This is a genomic window from Corallococcus sp. AB032C, assembly GCF_003668935.1.
Lineage (GTDB): Bacteria > Myxococcota > Myxococcia > Myxococcales > Myxococcaceae > Corallococcus > Corallococcus exiguus.
In genome coordinates, this window is record NZ_RAWP01000082.1 from 1 (window position 1) to 18,345 (window position 18,345).

Here is an 18,345-nt window from a genome sequence, read left to right on the forward strand (position 1 = left end):
GCGACAGACCCCCAACATCGTCGCGATTCCCCGGCCCGCGCCCCGCGTCGCTCCAGCGACCAGGGCCACCTGTCCTTCGAGTGGCTTCATGTCAGTGCTCCCCTTTCAAGCGCCACCATGCATCCCCAATCCTGACAACCCCTGTCATGATTCCCGGCCCAGGCTGCACCTCTCCCAACGCCCAGAGGGCCCATGCGCGCGGATCGCCTCGTCCACTTGTTGATGCGCCTCCAGTCCCGGCCCCGCAGCACCGTGGGCGAGCTGGCACGCGAGCTCCAGGTCTCCAGCCGCACCGTGCACCGGGACCTGGACGCCCTCTCCACCGCGGGCGTCCCCGTCTACGCCACCCGCGGCGCCACGGGCGGCGTGGCGCTGATGGAGGGCTGGCGCACCCAGCTCACCGGCCTCACCCGCCCGGAGCTCCAGGCCCTGGCCACGGTGGGCGCTCCTGGAGCCCTGGACGACCTGGGCCTGTCCGGGCCGCTGCGCACGGGACTGGTGAAGCTGGCCGCGGCCCTCCCCACCCTCCAGCAGCCCGCGCTGGAGCACGCGCGCCAGCGGCTGCACGTGGACGCCTCCGGCTGGTTCACCGGCCGCGAGCCCCTGCCGCACCTGGGCAAGCTGCGCGACGCCGCCTGGCAGGACCGCCGCGTGTCGCTGAGCTACCAGGACTTCGAAGGCGCCCGCTCCCGCCGGACGGTGGACCCGTACGGGCTCGTGATCAAAGCGGACCGCTGGTACCTCGTCGCGGGCACGGACAAGGGCCCGCGCGTCTTCCGGGGCGGACGCATTGGCGACGTGCGGCTGCGCCCCCAGGGCTTCACCCGCCCACAGGGCTTCGACCTGCCTGTGTTCTGGAAGGACTGGTGCGCGAAGTTCGCCACCGAGCGCCCCCGCTACGACGTCACGCTCTCCTGCACGCAGGAAGGGGAAGCAGCGCTGCGGAGGATGCGTCCCCCGGCCGACGGTGAGCGCATTGACAAGGCGCCCGCGGCACGCGGTGGGAAGCGGAAGGTGACGCTGGACTTCGAGCGGGAGGCCATCGCGGTCTCCCAGCTGTGCGAAGTCGGGGCGGGCGTGGAGGTGCTCGCCCCGGAACCGCTGCGCCAACGGCTGGCCGCGCTGGCGGCCTCACTGCTGGCGCTCTACGGCGGGCCCGGCCGGAAGGGGCCGGGCCGCCGTCCCCGCTAGAAGTGCAGCGGGTGACCCAGCGTGGCCTCGGCGCCCTCGTGCATGATTTCCGAGAGCGTCGGGTGCGCGTGGATGGTGTGGGCCAGCTCCTCGGTGGTGATCTCCAGCTTCATCGCGACGCAGGCCTCGGCGAGCAGCTCCGTGGCGTGCGGCCCGATGATGTGGATGCCCAGCACCTCGTCGTACTTCTTGTCGGAGACGATCTTGATGAGGCCGACCGACTCGTTGGAGATGGCCGACTTGGTCACGGCGGCGAAGGGGGCGTTGCCCACCTTCACGTCGTAGCCGCGCTCCTTGGCCTTCTTCTCCGTGAGGCCCACGGACGCGACCTCCGGGTAGCAGTACGTGGCGGACGGCGTGAGGTCGTAGTTGATGGGCGCGGGGTTCTTCCCGGCGATGTGCTCCACCACCATCACGCACTCGGCGCTGGCCATGTGCGCCAGCATCGGCGTGGGGATGACGTCGCCAATGGCGTAGACGTTGGGCTCGCTGGTGCGGCACAGCGTGTCGACCTTGATGAAGCCGCGGTCCACCTGGACGGCCGTCTTGTTGAGGCCCACGTCCTCCGTGACGGGCGAGCGGCCCACCGCGGACAGGAGGATTTCGGCCTCCAGCGTCTTCGTCTCGCTGCCCACGGACATGGTGACGCGCACGCCGTCGGCGGTGTGCTCCACCTTCTCCACCTTCGCGCCCGTGTGAACGTCGATCTTGCGCTTCTTGAAGACCTTCTCCAGCTCCTTGGAGATGTCCGCGTCCTCGATGGGGAGCAGCGCGGGCATGTACTCCACGATGGCCGTCTGGCTGCCCACGTGGTTGAACACGGAGGCGAACTCGCAGCCCACCGCGCCGGCGCCCAGGACGATGATGCTCTTGGGGATGCGGTCGATGGTCAGGATGGAGTCACTGTTCATCACCCGCTTGTGGTCCACCGCCACGTTCGGCAGGGACTTGGGCACGGAGCCCGTGGCGATGATGATGTTCTTCGTCTCCAGGGTCTGCTTGGAGCCGTCCTCCGCGGTGACCTCCACCTTGCCCTTGCCGGCGATGCGGCCGTGGCCCTTCACCACGGTGATCTTGTTCTTCTTCATCAGGAAGTCGATGCCGTTGGCACCCTTCGTGACGACCTTGTCCTTGTGCTTCTGGGCGTTGGCCCAGTTCACGGTCGGGTTCGCCACGTCGATGCCGAAGTCGGACGACTCCTTGATGTGGTGGAAGAGCGACGCCGTCCACAGCAGCGACTTGGTGGGGATGCAGCCGCGGTGCAGACACGTGCCACCCAGGCGCTTGTCCTTTTCGATGATGGCCGTCTTCAGCCCGAGCTGGGCCGCGCGGATGGCGCCCACATAGCCGCCAGGACCCGAGCCGATGATCACCACGTCGAAAGTCTCAGCCACACACGCCTCCGGTCATTTTTGCGGATGGAACTCGCGGGCGCTGATAACCCCCGGTCCCGGTCGGAATCAAGGAGTTTGCTCGTGCGTCGCTTCCCGCTCCACACGCTTCTCTTGATGCTAGTAGCGCTGCTGGCGTTCGCGCGCCTCTATTACGTGTCGCATCAAGCCCCGCCCGCTCCGGCCCCCGGGAAGGCGCCGGGCACGAAGCAGCCGGTGAAGATCACCCCGCCCGACCTGGGCCCCGCCGCGTGCCGGGGCCTGGACGCCGTCCTGGGGGATCTCCTCCAGAGCGACGGGGGCACCGGAGGGGACGCGGGCACGGCCTGGAGTGACGCGCACCGGCAGCTCGGCGACTGCCCCACACCTCCCGCCGCAGCCTGCGCCCGGGGCCCGGCCCTGGCCTCCCGAGCACCCCTGACGGCGAAGGACGGCCTGCCCCGCGAGCTGCTCGCCACCCTCTGCGAGCGATGTGCGCCCGCTGACAATCCCTGCGGCCAGGCGGTGACGCAGGCGCTGCGGGAGGCCGCGCGCCGGGGGAACCCGCCCCTCCAGGAGGCAAGCTGGAGCCTGGAGCACGCGGGGCCCGCCCTGGGCGCGGCCTGCCAGGAGCTCGCGCGCCAGGCCGTGGGCCCCGCGGCCATGACGGGGGCGGAGGTGGAGCCGCAGCTGCTGGCGCTCACGGAGGCGCTGGCGCCCACGTGCGTGAAGACGGAGCAGTTGCCCCCGGCGCTCCTGAACGCTGCGGCGGTGCAGCAGGCCCGGCGGGCGCCCATGCTGGCGACGCTGAACACGGCGGGCACGGTGGAGACGAAGCCCATCAAGCCGGATCAGCCGACGGGGCCTGGGGATGCGTTCCGCGCGTTCGACCGGGACGAGCTGTCCGGGGTGAAGCTGCCCATGGCGGACGCGGGCACGGGGACGGATGGCGCGCTGCGGCTGGGGTACGCGCCGTCGCTGAAGTACGTGGTGTCCTTCCAGGTGCGGGCCACGGGTCCGGGCTCCCTGCGGGCACACGTCCGCGCTCCGGACGGCGTGGGGCACACGGAGCCGGGGGGCAAGGGCTTCTTCGTGGATCCCACCGTCTGCCGCTTCCAAGGCACGGGCAGGTGGGAGATCTGCAAGCCCGGGGTCCCCCTGCTCGACGTGGACGCGGTGAGCGTCCTTCCGGAGCGGCCGGGGGTGGAGCTGAAGGAGCTGGAGATCATCGGCGCCCGGTAGGGACGGGCGCCATCACGCACGCGGCGTCGGAGGGGCTCCGACGTCGCCCGCGTGGTGCGTCAGGCGATGAGGCCGCGGTCGCGCGCCTGGCGGAAGATGGAGGACGCGTCCTTCTTCAGCGCGGTGGACACGTCCTTGACGATGGCGTCCGCCGACTTGGCGACCGACAGGTAGTTGTCGAACGTGCGCGTGAGGATGAGCACGCCCGAGATGATGACTCGCTGCAGGTTGTGCTGCAGGTCCGTGCCCTCGTAGACGAGCCAGGACTGCTCACAGTAGCGGCGGCCCTCGGCGACCATCTGGTTCAGGTGCGCGCGCTCGGTCGCGTCGGGAACCTTCGCCTTGGGGCTGATGGACGCGATGTAGAGCACGTTCTGCCCCAGCCGCTGCGTCGCTTCCTCCATCTGCGCCATGATGGCCTGGACGTCATCCTTCGTCGGCGGGTTGTGCCAGCGCGAAAACAGGACGCGGTCGATGAGTTCGGATTGGTACGTGGCAGACACGAAGCCTCCGGGATGCGAACGCTGATGACGACGGGGCCGCTTCGTCGGGCACGGCCCGTGTCGCAGGCCGGAATCTGTACCAGGATCACAGAGGCGGTTGAAGAGTAGCGGACACACGCATGCACCTTTGGGGCGCCTGTGTGCCAGTCACGCTGTGAGGATGCAGTGCAGCTGGACAACTCCGCCTGGGTCGCAACCGACACGCCGGGCTATCCAGGGAGTTCAGGGCGGTTTCGGACGTGCGCGGGCGGAGAGAACGGCCTTTACATCTTCCAACGTCACGTCCAAGGCGCGCACCGCGACGAGCGCATGGAAGAGCACGTCGGCGGCCTCTTCCGCGGCCCGGTGCGTGTCCGCGTCGGCGCAGGCGGTGACGAGCTCCGCGGCCTCCTCGCCCAGTTTCTTCAGGCGCAGGTTCCGGTCCTCCAACAGGCGCCGGGTGTAGCTGGGCTTCGCGCCTTCGGGCTGGGGACCGGCCGCGCGGGCGGAGAGCGTCGCGTCCAGGTGCGCGAGCGCGTCCCAGCGGCCCTCGCCGAAGCAGGTCTCCTCGCCGGTGTGGCACGCGGGGCCGGCCTTGCGCACGCGCGCGAGCACCGCGTCGCCGTCACAGTCCGCGGTGAGGGAGACGACCTTCTGGGTGTTCCCGCTGGTGGCGCCCTTGTGCCAGAGGCCGCGCGTGCGGGAGCGGTAGTGCATCTCACCCGTTGCGAGCGTGCGCTCCAGCGCCTCGCGGTCGGCGTGCGCCACCATCAGCACGTCGCCGGTGCTCGCGTCCTGCGTCACCACCGTCACCAGTCCCTGACCCTTGTCGAAGTTCAACCGGGAGAGCTCCAACGTCATGGCTGGACTCCCGAGCGCAGCACCTCGCGCACGCGCTTCGACAGCGCCGCGTTGGTGGCGATGCCGTCACCGCCGAACGCCGTGCGCGTGCCCTTCCAGTCGGTGAAGACGCCGCCAGCCTCTTCGATGATGGGCTGAAGGGCCGCCGCGTCCCAGGGAGACAGGCCTTCGTCCACCATGACCTCCGCGCGGCCCGTGGCGACGAGGAGATAGCCGTAGCAGTCGCCCCACGTGCGGGAGAGGGACGCCTGCCGCGACAGCTCCTTCCACGCCGCGCCCTTCGCGGGGTTCTGGAGGAAGCGCTCGTCGGTGACGAGCACCACGGCCTGCGCCAGCGAGTCCTGATCCGACACGCGCGCCGCGGATCCGTTCCAGAAACAGCCCAGGCCCGGAGACGCGACTACCAGCTCGTTCACGGCCGGGAAGTAGGCCGCGCCCGCGAGGATGGTCTCCCCTTCCGCCACCGCGACCAGCGTGCCCCACAGCGGCACGCCCCGGATGAACGTCTTCGTGCCGTCGATGGGATCCAATATCCACCGGCGCTTCGCGCCCGGCCGGGACTCGCCGAACTCCTCGCCCAGGATGCCGTCCTCGGGGAAGCGCGCCTCCAACCATTCGCGAGCGGTCCACTCGGCGGTGCGGTCCGCCACCGTCACGGGCGTACCGTCGCTCTTGGTGTCCACGGCGATGCCGCGCCGGAAGAAGTCCAGCGCCACGTCACCGGCCTTGCGCGCCACATCGGCGGCGGCCTCCATCAAGTCTCGCGGGTCCGCGTTCATGTCGTGCTCCGGATGGCGATGCCGTTGTCGTTCAACAGGGACTTCAAGGCGCCCACCGTGGTGAGGCCATCATGGAGGATGCCTGCGACGAGCGCCGCGTCCGCCGCGCCCAGGGTCAGGGCATCGCGCACGTGCTCCGCGCGGCCCGCGCCTCCGGAGGCGATGACGGGCACGTCCACGGCCTCCGCCACCGCACGGGTCAGGTCCAGGTCGTAGCCCGTGCGAGCCCCGTCCCGGTCGATGCTGGTGAGCAGCACCTCGCCCGCGCCGCGCCGGACGCACTCCTTCGCCCAGGCCACAGCGTCCAGGTCGGTGGGCCGCCGGCCGCCGTGTGTATAGACGCGGTAGCGGTCTCCCTCGCGCTTCGCGTCGATGCTGGCCACCACGCACTGGGCGCCGAAGCGCTCCGCGCAGCCGGTGAGCAGCTCCGGCGTGGCCACCGCCGCGGAGTTGATGCTCACCTTGTCCGCGCCGGCCCTCAGCGCGCGGCCCACGTCGTCCACGGTGCGCACGCCTCCGCCCACCGTGAGCGGGATGAAGAGGCGCTCCGCGGTGCGCTGGACCAGGTCCCACAGCGTCTGGCGCTCCTCGGAGCTCGCGGAGATGTCCAGGAAGGTCACCTCGTCCGCGCCGGCCTCCTCATAGCGGTGTGCCAGCTCCACCGGGTCGCCCACGTCGCGCAGGCCCTCGAACTGGACGCCCTTCACCACGCGCCCGCCCTTCACATCCAGGCAGACGATGATCCGTCGGCGGAGCATCACTTCACCTCCAGGGAGACACTGCCCTTCATGCTGAAGACGACGCCGGAGTCCACCATCGCGTCGCGCAGCGCGAGCCCCAGCGCCTTGAAGGCTGCCTCGGTGAGGTGGTGGCTGTCCTTGCCGCGAAGCACGCGCAGGTGGAGCGTGATGCGCGAGTGCTCGCAGAAGGAGCGCATCCAGTGCTCGTACAGCCGGTTCTTCAACGGGCCGCGGTAGAAGAAGCGCCCGCCCGCGTCCAGGCACGCCTGCACCAGGGCGTCATCCATGGGCAGGGTGCGCTCGCCGTAGCGCGCGGCGGTGGCGGGGATGACGCGCTGGACGGCGGTGCCCAGGGTGATGGCCACGTCCTCCATCAGGTGGTGGCGCAGGTCGCCGCGAGCGCGCAGGGTCAGGTCCAGCCCCGCGTAGCGTGCGAGCGTGGCGAGCATGTGGTCGAAGAACTTGAGGCCCGTGTCCACCCGGGCCACGCCGGTACCGCGCGCCAGCTCCACCGTGACCTGGGTCTCCTTCGTTTCACGGACGACCGTGGTGACCGTGCTCATTGCGTGAACTCCCGCGCGACCGCGCGCGCATCCAACCGACCCGTGTAAAGCGCCATGCCCACCACCGCCCCGAATGCGCCCACCTTCGCCAGCGAGCGCAGGTCCTCGATCGTCGTCACCCCACCGGAGGCGTAGAGCCGGTGCCGGCTCGAACGGGCCACCTCCTCCATCAAGGGCAGGTCCACGCCGCCCAGCTGCCCCTCTTTGTGCACCGCCGTGACGAGCATCCCGCCCAGAGGAAGGGGCTCCAGCGCGGACAGCACGTCGCGGATGTCGCGAGCGCTGCCGGACGTCCAACCGCGCGTCACGACCTCACGGCCCTTCACGTCCGCGGCGACCACCACGCGGCCGGGGAAGCGCTCCGCGACCTCGGTGAGCCAGGCCAGGTCCTCGATGGCCCGGGTCCCCACGACGACCGAGGACGCCCCGCCCGCGAGCACCGCCTCCACGCGCGAGGCTTCACGAACACCGCCGCCCACCGTGAACGTGAGGCCCGGGGCATGCGACACCAGCCGGGCCACCGCATCCGCGTTGGAGCCCTTCCCCAGCGCCGCGTCCAGGTCCACGACGTGGAACGTGCGGAAGCCCAGCGCCAGCCACTGCCTCAAGGCATCCAGCGGATCATTCACGCGCACGCGTTCCGCCTCGTAGGAGCCACCCACGAGCTGCACGCACGCCCCTTCCCGCAGGTCGATGGCCGGGATGGCGATCATGAGGACACCTCCTGGAGAAATGCCTGCACGAAGCGCACGCCCGCGTGGGAGGACTTCTCCGGGTGGAACTGCACGCCCAGCACGTTCCCGCGCCGCACGGAGGCGGGGAACCGGTCGCCCTCGTGCGTTGTCCAGCCCACCACTTCGCTAGACTCCACGGCACGGCAGACAAAGCTGTGCGCGTAGTACACGGTGGACAACCGCGCGGACTGGACCGCCCGGTCCTCATCCACGTCGTTCCACCCAATCTGAGGAACGTGCCGCGCGGCCAGCCGCGTCACCCGGCCCGGGAAGTAGCCGAGTCCCTGCCCTGCCCCTTCGTCGCTCTCGTCGAAGAGCAGCTGCATGCCCAGGCAGATGCCCAGGCACGGCAGACCGGCGTCCAGCGCCTTGCGCATCGCCTCGCGTCCCGGGGCGAGCCGCGCCGCCGCCGAACCGAACGCCCCAACGCCGGGAAGCACCAGGACGTCCGTATCCAGTGCGCGCAGCGGATCCTCCTGCACGCGCACGTCCGCACCGGGCGTAGTAGCCAGCGCCTTGATCAGCGAGTGCAGGTTGCCGGCGCCATAGTCGAAAAGGGTCACCCGCATCACAGCACCTCCTTCAGGGCCTTCAGCGCCGAAGCCATCATCGGCCAGGGGCCACAGCCGATGCGCAGCGCGTCGCCCACGCCCGTGAGCCCTTCGAACACCCGCACGTTCACGTTGCGCTCTCGCAGCGCCTCGCCCACCCACCGCGCCTCCGGCACTGGGACGAGGAGGAAGTTCCCTTCCGAAGGGAGCGGTTCCAACCCCAGCGCCTTCAAGGCTCCGCGCAGCCGCTCGCGGTTCTCCACCGCCTCCGCCGCGCAGGCCTCCATCCACGGGACATCATCCGTGAGCGCGGCCACGGCCACGGCCTCGCCCAGCGCCGTGTGCTTGTAGGGCCCCCGGGCCTTCTCCACCTCCGCCACCAGCGACGGCGCCCCGACGCCCCACCCCACCCGCAGGCCCGCGAGCCCGAACGCCTTGGACATCGTGCGCGTCACCAGCACGTTGGGCCGCGTCCGCGCCAGGTCGAGGTAGTCCCCGCCCCGCGTGAACTCCACATACGCCTGATCGATGAGCACCATACCCGGAGCCGAATCCACCAGCCGCTCCACCGCCGCGCGCGAGGCCACCGTGCCAGTGGGATTGTTGGGCGTGCACACGTAGATGAGCTTCGCCCCCGTGGCGAGCAGGCCGTCCACGTCCAGGTCATGATCCGCGCGCAGCGGCACGGGCACCGGCTTGAGCGCGCTCAACCTGGCGTACATGGGCACCATCACGAACGTGGGATCCGGAAAGGCCACCGCGTCCCCGGGCTCCAGGAAGGCTCGCAGCGCACAGTCGATGACGTCGTCCGAGCCGCAGCCCGTCGTGACGTTCTCCACCGAGACACCCGCGTAGGTGGCCACGGCGCGCTTCAGGTCCGGCGCATAGCTGGCGGGATAGCGGGCCAGCCGAAGGAACCCCTCCTCCCGCAGCACTCGATCCGCGGACGGCGGTGCGCCGAAGAGGTTGGTGTTGTCACTCAGGTCCACCCGGCACGGCTTCTTCGCCGGGGAGTACAGAGGGATGTCCCGATACGTCTCGCGAAATGGAATCACGGCACCCTCCAGGCCCGAGCCGCGGCCGCGTGGGCGAAGAGGCCCTCGCTGTCCGCCAGCGTCCCCACGTCGTCCGCCATCGCCGCCGCCGCTTCCGGTGTCACGCGTTGCCACGTGGTCCACCGGTAGAAGTCCAGCACGCTCAGTCCCGAGTACGCACGGGCCAGTCCCGCCGTGGGCAGCACGTGGTTCGCACCGGTGAGGTAGTCACCAAAGGCCACCGACGCGCGTTGCCCCACGAACACAGTGCCCGCGTTGCGAACCCGCGCCAGGTCCTCCGTGGGCGTCGCCGTCGCGAGCAGCAGGTGCTCCGGAGCGAACTCCGCGACGAAGGGCCACGCCTCCTCCAGCGAGTCGATGCGCAGCACCGCGCCCCGGCTCCCCAGCGCAGAGAGGACGATGTCGCCGCGCCGCGCGACGCGGGCCTGCTGCTCCACCGCGTCCCGCACCGCCTGCGCCAGCGGAGCGCCCAGCACCAGCGCCACGCAGCAGGCCTCGGGGTCGTGCTCCGCCTGGGCCAGCAGCTCACGCGCCACGGCATCCGGACGGGCGCTCGCGTCGGCGACCACCAGGATTTCGCTCGGGCCCGCGGGCGCGTCGATGGCGACAGCATCCACCACCTGGAGCTTCGCGGCCGCCACGTACGCGTTGCCCGGTCCAACGATGCGGTCCACACGAGGAACACTCTGGGTTCCGTAGGCCAGCGCGGCCACCGCGCCCGCACCTCCCAATGCGAACACCCGATCCGCGCCCGCGAGCGCCGCCGCCGCGAGCACGCCCGCACTTGGAAGGCCGTCCGGCCCCGGCGGTGAGCAGACGATGACTTCGCCCACGCCCGCGACCTTCGCGGGGACCACGCCCATGAGCACGCTGCTGGGGTACACTGCCCGGCCGCCTGGGGCATACACGCCGACGCGGCTCAGCGGATCCGGCCGGCGGCCCACGATGACACCGGGCTCCGTCTCCACCTCGATGGCATGGGGCCGCTGCGCCGCGTGCGCCCGGGCGATGTTGCGCGCCGCGCGGGTCAGCGCCTCGCGCACGTCGGAGGGAATCGACTCCAACGCCGCGTTCCATCGTTCACGCGGAACCTCCAGGGCCGCCAACTCCACGCGGTCGAACTCACGCGCGAAGTCGAAGAGGGCCCGGTCACCTTCCGTGCGAACGCGGGCAATCAGTGCCTGGACACGGGAAGCCACCAGCGCATCCGACTCGCCCGAGCGCGCCAGCAACCTCCGCCGCGCGTCAGAATCCAGCGAGGACAAGGCCCCCTGGTACTCGAGGATGGAGGCGCTCATGCCATCAACCTCTCGATGCGCGTGACGAGGATGCCCTGGCCACCGAGCGCCTTCAGCGCATTCACCGTGCGATAGAGATTCCTCGACGAGACCACCGCGTGCACCGCGACGAAGTGGCCTCCGTTCATCACGTCCACCACCGTGGGACCGTTGAGGCCGGGCAGCACCTCGCGCACCTGTTCCAGGGACGTCTTCGGGACGTTGGCCATCAGGTAGCGCCGCCCGCGCGCCGCCAGCACCGACCCCAGCGCCTGCGTCAGCTCCTCCAGCGCGCGCCGCGCCTCCAGTCCGTTGCGCGGACACGCCACCAGCCGGGCGCTCGACTCCAGCACGGTGGCCACTTCCTTCAAGCCGTTCATCTTCAACGTGGACCCCGTCGACGTGAGGTCCACCACGATGTCCGCGATGCCCAGGTGCGGAGCGATCTCCGCCGCGCCGCTCACCGGCACCACCGTCACCTTCTGCCCTCGCTGCTGGAAGAAGCCCTGCGTCAGCCGGGGGAAGCAGGAGGCCACCCGCATCCCCTCCTTCACGTCCTCCACGCGGGAGATGCCGCTCTCGTCGCGCGCGGCCACCACCAGCCGGCAGCGGCCGAACTCCAGGTCCATCAGCGGCTCCAGCTCGCGCCCGGCCTCGTTCACCAGGTCCCAGCCGGTGACTCCCGCTTGCGCGGCGCCGTCCGCGACGAACTCCGGGATGTCCTGGGCACGGACGAAGATGGCTTCGAACTCGCCGCCCAGGGACGCGGTGAGGGCCCGCTCGCCCCGAGCGCGCACCTCCAGGCCCGCGTCGTTGAACAGCTCGCGCACTTCCTCGGACAGACGTCCTTTGTTGGGCAGGGCAATCTTCAACATGGGTGGGCTCGGGGGACTGCGGTGGCGGAAACGAAAAAAGGCCCGTCCTGGGGGGACGGGCCTTCGATCACTGCGGCATCTGCCGGAAGTGGGTGCGTTCTAGTGCGTCACCCAGGCATGCGCGCGGCGAACGGTCCCGTCATGGGCCGGCCGATGATGCGCATGGTGGTGATGCAGGGACGTGGAACGCACGGCACTAGGGTTAACGACCGGAGGCCTCAGCGTCAAGTCACCCCGGGTCATGGACTGTCTTGACGCTTGCAAACCCGTGCTCGCTTGAGCACAAGCGGCGCATGGCAACCTCCGACGTCCTCGTGGTGGGCGGTGGTGTGATGGGCTGTGGCATCGCGCTGAAACTCCGTCAGGCCGGTGCGCGCGTGACGGTGCTGGAGCGCTCCATCCCCGGCGCGGAAGCCTCCAGCGCCGCCGGCGGCATCCTCGCGCCCCAGTGGGAGTCCGAAGGACCGGGCCCCTTCTTCGAGCTGTGCCTGCGAAGCCGCGCCCTCTACGGAAGCTTCGCCGCGGAGCTGCGCGAACTCTCCGGCGTGGACATCGAGTACCGGCCGTGCGGCCTGCTTCGCGTCGCGTTCGACGAAGCGGACCTTCATCACGTGGAGTCCACCGTGGGCTGGCAGCACGGCATGGGGCTGCGCGCCGAGCTGCTCGACGGCAAGGCCGCGCGCGAGCTGGAGCCGCACCTGTCCCCCGCCGCCGTGGGCGCCGCGCACTTCCCGGATGATCACCAGGTCGACAACCGGCTCCTCGTGCGCGCGCTCACCATGGCCGCCGCGCGCGTGGGCGCGGTGTTCAAGAGCGGCTACGTGCGCGGCGTGGTGCACGAGCAGGGCCGCGCGGTGGGCGTGGACCTGGACGGCGAGGTGCTGCGCGCGGACGCCGTGGTGCTGGCCGCGGGCTCGTGGTCATCCCTGGTCCAGGGTGCGGGCGTGTCGGCGCAGGCGGTGCGCCCGGCGCGCGGACAGATGGTGCAGCTGCAGACGCGGCTGCCGCTGCTGGAGCGGGTGGTGACGTCCGCGAAGGGCTACCTGGTGCCGCGCGCGGACGGGCGGATCATCGCCGGGAGCACCATGGAGCACGTGGGCTTCGACAAGCAGGTGACCGCGGCGGGGCTGGCGCGCATCCTCGACATGGCGCTGCAGCTGTGCCCGGACCTGGCCAGCGCGCCCATCACGGAGACCTGGGCCGGCTTCCGTCCCTGGACCCAGGATGCGCTGCCGTACATCGGAGAAGGCCCCTCGCCCGGCCTGTTCCTCGCCACCGGCCACTTCCGCAACGGCATCCTGCTCGCCCCCATCACCGCGAAGCTCGTCGCCCAGGCCGTGCTGGGGGAGAAGCCCTCGGTGGACCTCACCCCCTTCCGCTATGACCGGGGGACGATGGCGCGCGATTGACGCGGCGTGCCTGCCTGACCTACTCCGAAAGACGGGGAATGCTTCAAGAACCGGAGACGTTCACTTCGGAACCAGGGCTCGCACCCCACCCTGGATGGCAGGGAGGCGAGGGGGTGATGATTTCTCGCACTCGTTCGCCTTTAATCCCTGGAAACCTCTAGAATCTTCGGCCGTGGAAGCCATCCCCCCCGCACCCCCCAGAATCCTGATCGTCGACGACGATGATTCCGTCCGCGACGTCATCTCCGTGCTCCTCCGTGAGGAGGGCTACAACTGCGTCGTGGCCAATGGCGCCGAGATGGCGCTCGACGTCGCAGGCGAAGAAGAGACGCCGCTCGTCATCAGCGACATGAAGATGCCGGGGCGCGACGGGTTGTGGCTGCTGGAGAACCTGCGCGAGCGGCTGCCGGACACGTCCGTCATCATGCTCACCGGCTACGGCGACACCGAGTCCGCCGTGGACTGCCTGCGCCGGGGCGCGGTGGACTACCTGCTCAAGCCACCCAAGCTCACGGACCTCATCCGCGCCATCGAACGCGCGCTCGCCAAGCGCCGCATCGAGATGGCGCGCAAGCGCTACCAGAAGAAGCTCGAGGGCAAGGTGCGCGACCGCACCGCCGAGCTGCGCAGCGCGCTGCACAACATCGCGAACACGTACCAGAACACGCTGCTGGCATTGGTGGCGGCCCTGGATGCGCGCGAACACGAGACGAGCGACCACTCCCAGCGTGTGGTCAGCTACACCTCCGCCATCGCCACCCGCATGGGCATCCACGGCAAGGAGATGGAGGAGATCGGCCGCGGCGCGCTCTTGCACGACATCGGGAAGATCGGCGTGCCGGACGCGGTGCTGCTCAAGCCCGGCAAGCTCACCCCCGACGAGTGGCTGGAGATGCGGCGTCATCCGGAGATCGGCTTCCAGATGATCCAGAACATCCCCTTCCTCTCCACGCCGGCGGACATCGTCCTGTCGCACCAGGAGCGCTTCGACGGCGCGGGCTACCCCCGCAACCTCCAGCGCAACGAGATCCACATCGGCGCGCGCATCTTCGCGGTGGCGGACACGCTGGACGCGATGACGAGCGACCGGCCGTACCGCAAGGGCACGACGTTCGCGAACGCCATCCAGGAGATCAAGCGCTGCGCCAACACGCAGTTCGACCCGGACGTCGTGAAGGCGTTCCTGGACATCGGCGAAGAGGGGCTCATCCGCATCAAGAAGGAGATGGCGGAGAAGAAGCTCAACCCGATGCAGGCCGCCGCGGACGCCGCCGAGTCCGAGGCCGAGCTGGCGCGGCTCACCGACCTGGACGACGAGCCGGACTCCCCGCCGGTGGGAAGCACGGCCACGCCCATTGGCGCGCCGCCCGCCGTCATCCGTTCAGCCTCAGGGACCGAAGGCTGAGGCGGACCGCGGGAAGCGGTGCCTTTCCGCGCGGGGGTTGCTATCCATGAAGGCGGAAGGCCCCGCGATGACCGCCCCCCTGCCCGCTTCCAATCCGCTCGCCCCCCCGCTGTGTGACGCGCAGGGGCGGCGCATGACGTACCTGCGGCTGAGCGTCACGGACCGCTGCAACTTCCGCTGCACCTACTGCTCGCCCGCGTCGTGGGGCGGGAAGAAGGACCTGCTCGACGCGGGAGAGTTCGAGCGCATCGTCTCCGTCTTCGCGCGCATGGGCATCCGCCGCGTGCGCCTGACAGGCGGCGAGCCGCTCGCCCGGCCGGACATCCTCGACATCGCGCGACGCATCGCCGCGGTGCCCGGCGTGGAGCACCTGGCAATCACCACCAACGCGAGCCGCCTGGAGTCGCTGGCCGGGCCGCTGCGCGACGCGGGCGTCACCCAGCTCAACCTGAGCCTGGACACGCTGTCCGCGGAGGTGTTCCGGCGCATCTCCAAGCAAGGCGACTTCGACGCGGTGCTGCGTGGCATCGACGCGGCGGCGGGCTCGGGCTACCAGTCGCTGAAGCTCAACGTCGTGGTGATGCGCGGCATCAACGACGCGGAGGTGCCGGAGCTGGTGAAGTACGCGCACGCGCGCGGCATCACCCCGCGCTTCATTGAATTGATGCCCTTTGGTCAGGGCACGCCGGTGCCCACGGCGGAGCTGCTGGAGCGCCTGGCTGCCTCGGGCCGCGTCCTCACCGAGGAGCCACCGGAGAGCGCCGCGTCGCCCACGTCCGGGCCGGCGCGCTACTGGAGCACGGACAGCGGGCGCGTGGGGTTCATCTCCCCGCTGACGCAGAACTTCTGCGGCGGCTGCAACCGGGTGCGGGTGGCGTCCAACGGCGACCTGCGCAGCTGTCTGGGCGGCCGGGCGCAGGCACCGCTGCATCAGCTCATCCGGGGCGGCGCGACGGACGAGGAGCTGGCCGTGGCCGTGCGCCGCGCGCTGGGTGAGAAGCCGGAGGGGCACCGCTTCACGGAAGCCGGAAACGGCGCCACGCTCCTGCCCATGATGGGCATTGGCGGCTGAGGGCTACTTCACCAGCCGGATGTTCACGGGGTAGCGGTACAGCTCGCCGTCGTTGGCCTTCAGGCCGGCGATGACGCTGAACACCAGCGACGCCAGGAAGACGATGGCGCCCGTGACGACGCCCAGGCCCAGCGCGCACACCAGGATGCCGGAGATGGCCATGCCGATGGTCGTGGTGATCTGGAAGTTGAGCGACTCCACCGCGTGCGCGCGGATGAAGGACGACTCCTTGCCCTTGGCCAGCATCAGGAACAGCGGCACCGCCCAGCCCAGGAAGCCCGCGCCCACGATGAGGCCGGCGATGGAGCCCAGATGGGCCAACATCCCCATCGTCTTCTCATCCTGGGTCGCCGTCGGCGAGCCGGTGATGAACGTGCCGAACTGCTGATCCTCGCGCTGACCTGGCTCCATGAAACGCCCTCCAAAACTGAGTGGGGCGCGACGGGTGCGCCCGGATGAGCGCACCATGACATGCCGTGTCGGTGCCTGTCATCCAGCGGACAGGGGCCGAGCATGCAGGCCCCCGTCCACCGCAGGCCGTCAGCGGTACAGCTCGTGGCCCGCCTTCTTGAATTCCTCGCTCTTGTCCTTCAGCCCCTGCTCCAGGGCCTGGGTCTCGTTGACGCCGACCTTGTCCGCGTAGTCGCGCACGTCCTGGGTGATCTTCATGGAGCAGAAGTGCGGGCCGCACATGGAGCAGAAGTGCGCGACCTTGGCGCCTTCGGCGGGGAGCGTCTCGTCGTGGAAGGCGCGGGCGCGCTCGGGGTCCAGGGACAGGTTGAACTGATCCTCCCAGCGGAACTCGAAGCGCGCCTTGGACAGGGCGTTGTCGCGAGCCTGCGCGCCCGGGTGGCCCTTGGCCAGGTCCGCGGCGTGGGCCGCGATCTTGTACGTGATGACACCCTCCTTCACGTCGTCACGGTCGGGCAGGCCCAGGTGCTCCTTGGGCGTCACGTAGCAGAGCATCGCCGTGCCGAACCAACCGATCATCGCCGCGCCAATGCCGCTGGTGAAGTGATCGTAGCCGGGCGCGATGTCCGTGGTGAGGGGCCCCAGCGTGTAGAACGGCGCCTCGTGGCACACGGCGAGCTGCTTCGTCATGTTCTCCTGGATGAGGTGCATGGGGACGTGGCCGGGGCCTTCGATCATCACCTGCACGTCGTGCTTCCAGGCCACCTTCGTCAGCTCGCCCAGCGTCTCCAGTTCGCCGAACTGCGCGGCGTCGTTGGCGTCCGCGATGGAGCCGGGGCGCAGGCCGTCGCCCAGGCTGAAGCTGACGTCGTACGCCTTCATGATCTCGCAGATCTCCTCGAAGTGCGTGTAGAGGAAGTTCTCCTGGTGGTGGGCCAGGCACCACTTGGCGAGGATGGAGCCGCCGCGGCTGACGATGCCGGTGAGGCGCTTCGCGGTGAGCGGCACGTACTGGAGGCGCACGCCCGCGTGGATGGTGAAGTAGTCCACGCCCTGCTCGGCCTGTTCGATGAGCGTGTCGCGGAAGATGGCCCAGGTGAGCTCCTCGGCCTTGCCGCCCACCTTCTCCAGCGCCTGGTAGATGGGCACGGTGCCGATGGGCACGGGCGCGTTGCGGAGGATCCACTCGCGCGTCTCGTGGATGTTGCGGCCGGTGGACAGGTCCATGACGGTGTCCGCGCCCCAGCGGATGGACCAGACCATCTTCTCCACCTCCTCCTCGATGGAGGACGTGACGGCGGAGTTGCCGATGTTGGCGTTGATCTTCACCAGGAAGTTGCGGCCGATGATCATCGGCTCCAACTCCGGGTGGTTGATGTTCGCGGGGATGATGGCGCGACCCCGGGCGATTTCATCGCGCACGAACTCCGGCGTAATCACGCGAGGAATCGCGGCGCCCCAGGAGTGGCCGGGGTGCTGGGCGGCGAGTGAAGCGTCGAGCTTCTGGTTCTCGCGCACGGCGACGTATTCCATCTCCGGCGTGATGATGCCCTTGCGGGCGTAGTGCATCTGGCTGACGTTGGCGCCGGCCTTCGCGACTCGGGGCTTGCGGATGTGGCTGAAGCGCAGGCCGTTGAGGCGCGGGTCGGCTTCGCGGGCGCGGCCGTATTCCGACGTGATGCCGTCCAGTTCGTCCGTGTCGTTGCGGGCGCGGATCCAGTTCTCGCGAACGGCGGGCAGGCCCCGGCGCAGATCGATATCGGCGGAGGGGTCGGTGTAGGGGCCGCTGGAGTCGTAGACGTGGACGGGGGGGTTGGCGGTCTCCGGGCCGGCGTGGCCGTGGTGACGCGTGGGTGTCTGGGCGATTTCGCGCAGGGGGACGCGGAGGTCGGGGTGCAGGGACCCGGGCACGTAGACCTTGCGCGACGCAGGAAGCGGGCCACGGCTGATCCCCTCCAGCACCTTCCCATCGACCTTCAGACTCTTGGACGCTCCACTCATCGGACGGCTCCTCGTGAGAACGGACGGGAGTCGGGACGGGAGCATGGAGCGCCCACACCGCTTCCCTCCGCCGGTGCTAACCGGTTCAGGTTCAAAGGGATCGGACGCGGCCACACGTCCATCTCAGCCCCCTTCCGGAGGCGCCCCTAGCGACTGCGGAGCGGTGTAGCGCAGGGGCAAGCCCGCTTCAACCCGTGCGGACGTGGCCGTGGGGACAGTGGACGCACGGTGGCCCTGCAGGGAGGGGCAACATGTCAGCCGTTGTAAGGGCGATATTCAGGCGCCACGGATCGAGACTGCGCGTAACCGCAAACGAATTGCACCCCG

The 18,345-nt window shown here is 69.9% G+C and carries 18 protein-coding genes and 1 riboswitch; of the genes, 5 read left to right on the forward strand and 13 right to left on the reverse strand.

From position 1 onward, the window contains the following. Window positions 1-192 precede the first annotated feature (192 nt). Window positions 193-1,191 carry a YafY family protein gene (locus D7X99_RS29495; protein ID WP_121780697.1) on the forward strand — a complete coding sequence of 333 codons (999 nt, stop codon included), beginning with the start codon at window positions 193-195 and terminating at the stop codon, window positions 1,189-1,191. Here the strand turns inward: D7X99_RS29495 and lpdA are convergent. Beyond that, complete coding sequence (lpdA, locus tag D7X99_RS29500) at window positions 1,188-2,585, reverse strand: dihydrolipoyl dehydrogenase (RefSeq protein ID WP_120581104.1); 1,398 nt, start codon at window positions 2,583-2,585, stop codon at window positions 1,188-1,190. The genes D7X99_RS29495 and lpdA overlap by 4 nt on opposite strands. Before the next feature lie 81 nt (window positions 2,586-2,666). On the opposite strand from lpdA, the gene D7X99_RS29505 reads away from it, so the two are divergent. Continuing rightward, complete coding sequence (locus tag D7X99_RS29505; RefSeq protein WP_233613819.1) at window positions 2,667-3,803, forward strand: hypothetical protein; 1,137 nt, start codon at window positions 2,667-2,669, stop codon at window positions 3,801-3,803. Between the two features lie 59 nt (window positions 3,804-3,862). Here the strand turns inward: D7X99_RS29505 and D7X99_RS29510 are convergent, their stop codons facing one another. The 10 genes from D7X99_RS29510 to hisG form a co-directional block, all read right to left on the reverse strand. Continuing rightward, window positions 3,863-4,306 (reverse strand): DofB protein, encoded by a 444-nt coding sequence (locus tag D7X99_RS29510; protein ID WP_120523716.1) that lies wholly within the window; start codon window positions 4,304-4,306, stop codon window positions 3,863-3,865. A 222-nt stretch (window positions 4,307-4,528) separates the two neighbouring features. Further along, window positions 4,529-5,146 (reverse strand): bifunctional phosphoribosyl-AMP cyclohydrolase/phosphoribosyl-ATP diphosphatase HisIE, encoded by a 618-nt coding sequence (gene hisIE, locus D7X99_RS29515; protein WP_121780699.1) that lies wholly within the window; start codon window positions 5,144-5,146, stop codon window positions 4,529-4,531. Beyond that, the gene (gene hisN, locus D7X99_RS29520; protein WP_120581101.1) at window positions 5,143-5,925 is read right to left on the reverse strand and encodes a histidinol-phosphatase; all 783 of its coding nucleotides are present in this window, start codon (window positions 5,923-5,925) and stop codon (window positions 5,143-5,145) included. The genes hisIE and hisN overlap by 4 nt, the downstream gene beginning before the upstream one ends. Beyond that, window positions 5,922-6,683 (reverse strand): imidazole glycerol phosphate synthase subunit HisF, encoded by a 762-nt coding sequence (gene hisF / locus D7X99_RS29525; RefSeq protein ID WP_121780700.1) that lies wholly within the window; start codon window positions 6,681-6,683, stop codon window positions 5,922-5,924. Before hisF ends, hisN begins: the two co-directional genes overlap by 4 nt. After that, the gene (locus D7X99_RS29530) at window positions 6,683-7,228 is read right to left on the reverse strand and encodes an imidazoleglycerol-phosphate dehydratase (RefSeq protein WP_121780701.1); all 546 of its coding nucleotides are present in this window, start codon (window positions 7,226-7,228) and stop codon (window positions 6,683-6,685) included. The genes hisF and D7X99_RS29530 overlap by 1 nt, the downstream gene beginning before the upstream one ends. Then, a complete protein-coding gene (locus D7X99_RS29535) occupies window positions 7,225-7,941 on the reverse strand; it encodes a HisA/HisF-related TIM barrel protein (RefSeq protein ID WP_121780702.1) in 717 nt (238 codons plus the stop codon). Before D7X99_RS29535 ends, D7X99_RS29530 begins: the two co-directional genes overlap by 4 nt. Next, window positions 7,938-8,531: an imidazole glycerol phosphate synthase subunit HisH gene (hisH, locus tag D7X99_RS29540; protein ID WP_121780703.1), complete on the reverse strand. Its 594-nt coding sequence runs from the start codon at window positions 8,529-8,531 to the stop codon at window positions 7,938-7,940. Before hisH ends, D7X99_RS29535 begins: the two co-directional genes overlap by 4 nt. Further along, a complete protein-coding gene (locus tag D7X99_RS29545; RefSeq protein WP_121780704.1) occupies window positions 8,531-9,568 on the reverse strand; it encodes a histidinol-phosphate transaminase in 1,038 nt (345 codons plus the stop codon). The genes hisH and D7X99_RS29545 overlap by 1 nt, the downstream gene beginning before the upstream one ends. Continuing rightward, complete coding sequence (gene hisD, locus D7X99_RS29550) at window positions 9,565-10,866, reverse strand: histidinol dehydrogenase (RefSeq protein ID WP_121780705.1); 1,302 nt, start codon at window positions 10,864-10,866, stop codon at window positions 9,565-9,567. Before hisD ends, D7X99_RS29545 begins: the two co-directional genes overlap by 4 nt. Continuing rightward, a complete protein-coding gene (hisG, locus tag D7X99_RS29555) occupies window positions 10,863-11,720 on the reverse strand; it encodes an ATP phosphoribosyltransferase (RefSeq protein WP_121780706.1) in 858 nt (285 codons plus the stop codon). The genes hisD and hisG overlap by 4 nt, the downstream gene beginning before the upstream one ends. 293 nt (window positions 11,721-12,013) lie before the next feature. Between hisG and thiO the strand changes: the two genes are divergently transcribed. From thiO to moaA, 3 genes are all read left to right on the forward strand, one after another. Then, the gene (gene thiO, locus D7X99_RS29560) at window positions 12,014-13,129 is read left to right on the forward strand and encodes a glycine oxidase ThiO (protein WP_121780707.1); all 1,116 of its coding nucleotides are present in this window, start codon (window positions 12,014-12,016) and stop codon (window positions 13,127-13,129) included. A gap of 172 nt (window positions 13,130-13,301) precedes the next feature. After that, window positions 13,302-14,534, forward strand: a complete 1,233-nt coding sequence (locus D7X99_RS29565; protein ID WP_120575788.1) for an HD-GYP domain-containing protein — start codon at window positions 13,302-13,304, stop codon at window positions 14,532-14,534. Between the two features lie 46 nt (window positions 14,535-14,580). Beyond that, a complete protein-coding gene (gene moaA, locus D7X99_RS29570) occupies window positions 14,581-15,606 on the forward strand; it encodes a GTP 3',8-cyclase MoaA (RefSeq protein ID WP_233613821.1) in 1,026 nt (341 codons plus the stop codon). A gap of 3 nt (window positions 15,607-15,609) precedes the next feature. Here the strand turns inward: moaA and D7X99_RS29575 are convergent, their stop codons facing one another. Further along, the gene (locus D7X99_RS29575) at window positions 15,610-16,017 is read right to left on the reverse strand and encodes a DUF4870 domain-containing protein (protein WP_120575787.1); all 408 of its coding nucleotides are present in this window, start codon (window positions 16,015-16,017) and stop codon (window positions 15,610-15,612) included. A 129-nt stretch (window positions 16,018-16,146) separates the two neighbouring features. After that, window positions 16,147-18,018 (reverse strand): phosphomethylpyrimidine synthase ThiC, encoded by a 1,872-nt coding sequence (thiC, locus tag D7X99_RS29580; protein WP_121780708.1) that lies wholly within the window; start codon window positions 18,016-18,018, stop codon window positions 16,147-16,149. Window positions 18,019-18,063: 45 nt separating this feature from the next. Further along, window positions 18,064-18,176: riboswitch (TPP riboswitch) on the reverse strand. Window positions 18,177-18,345: the final 169 nt, after the last annotated feature.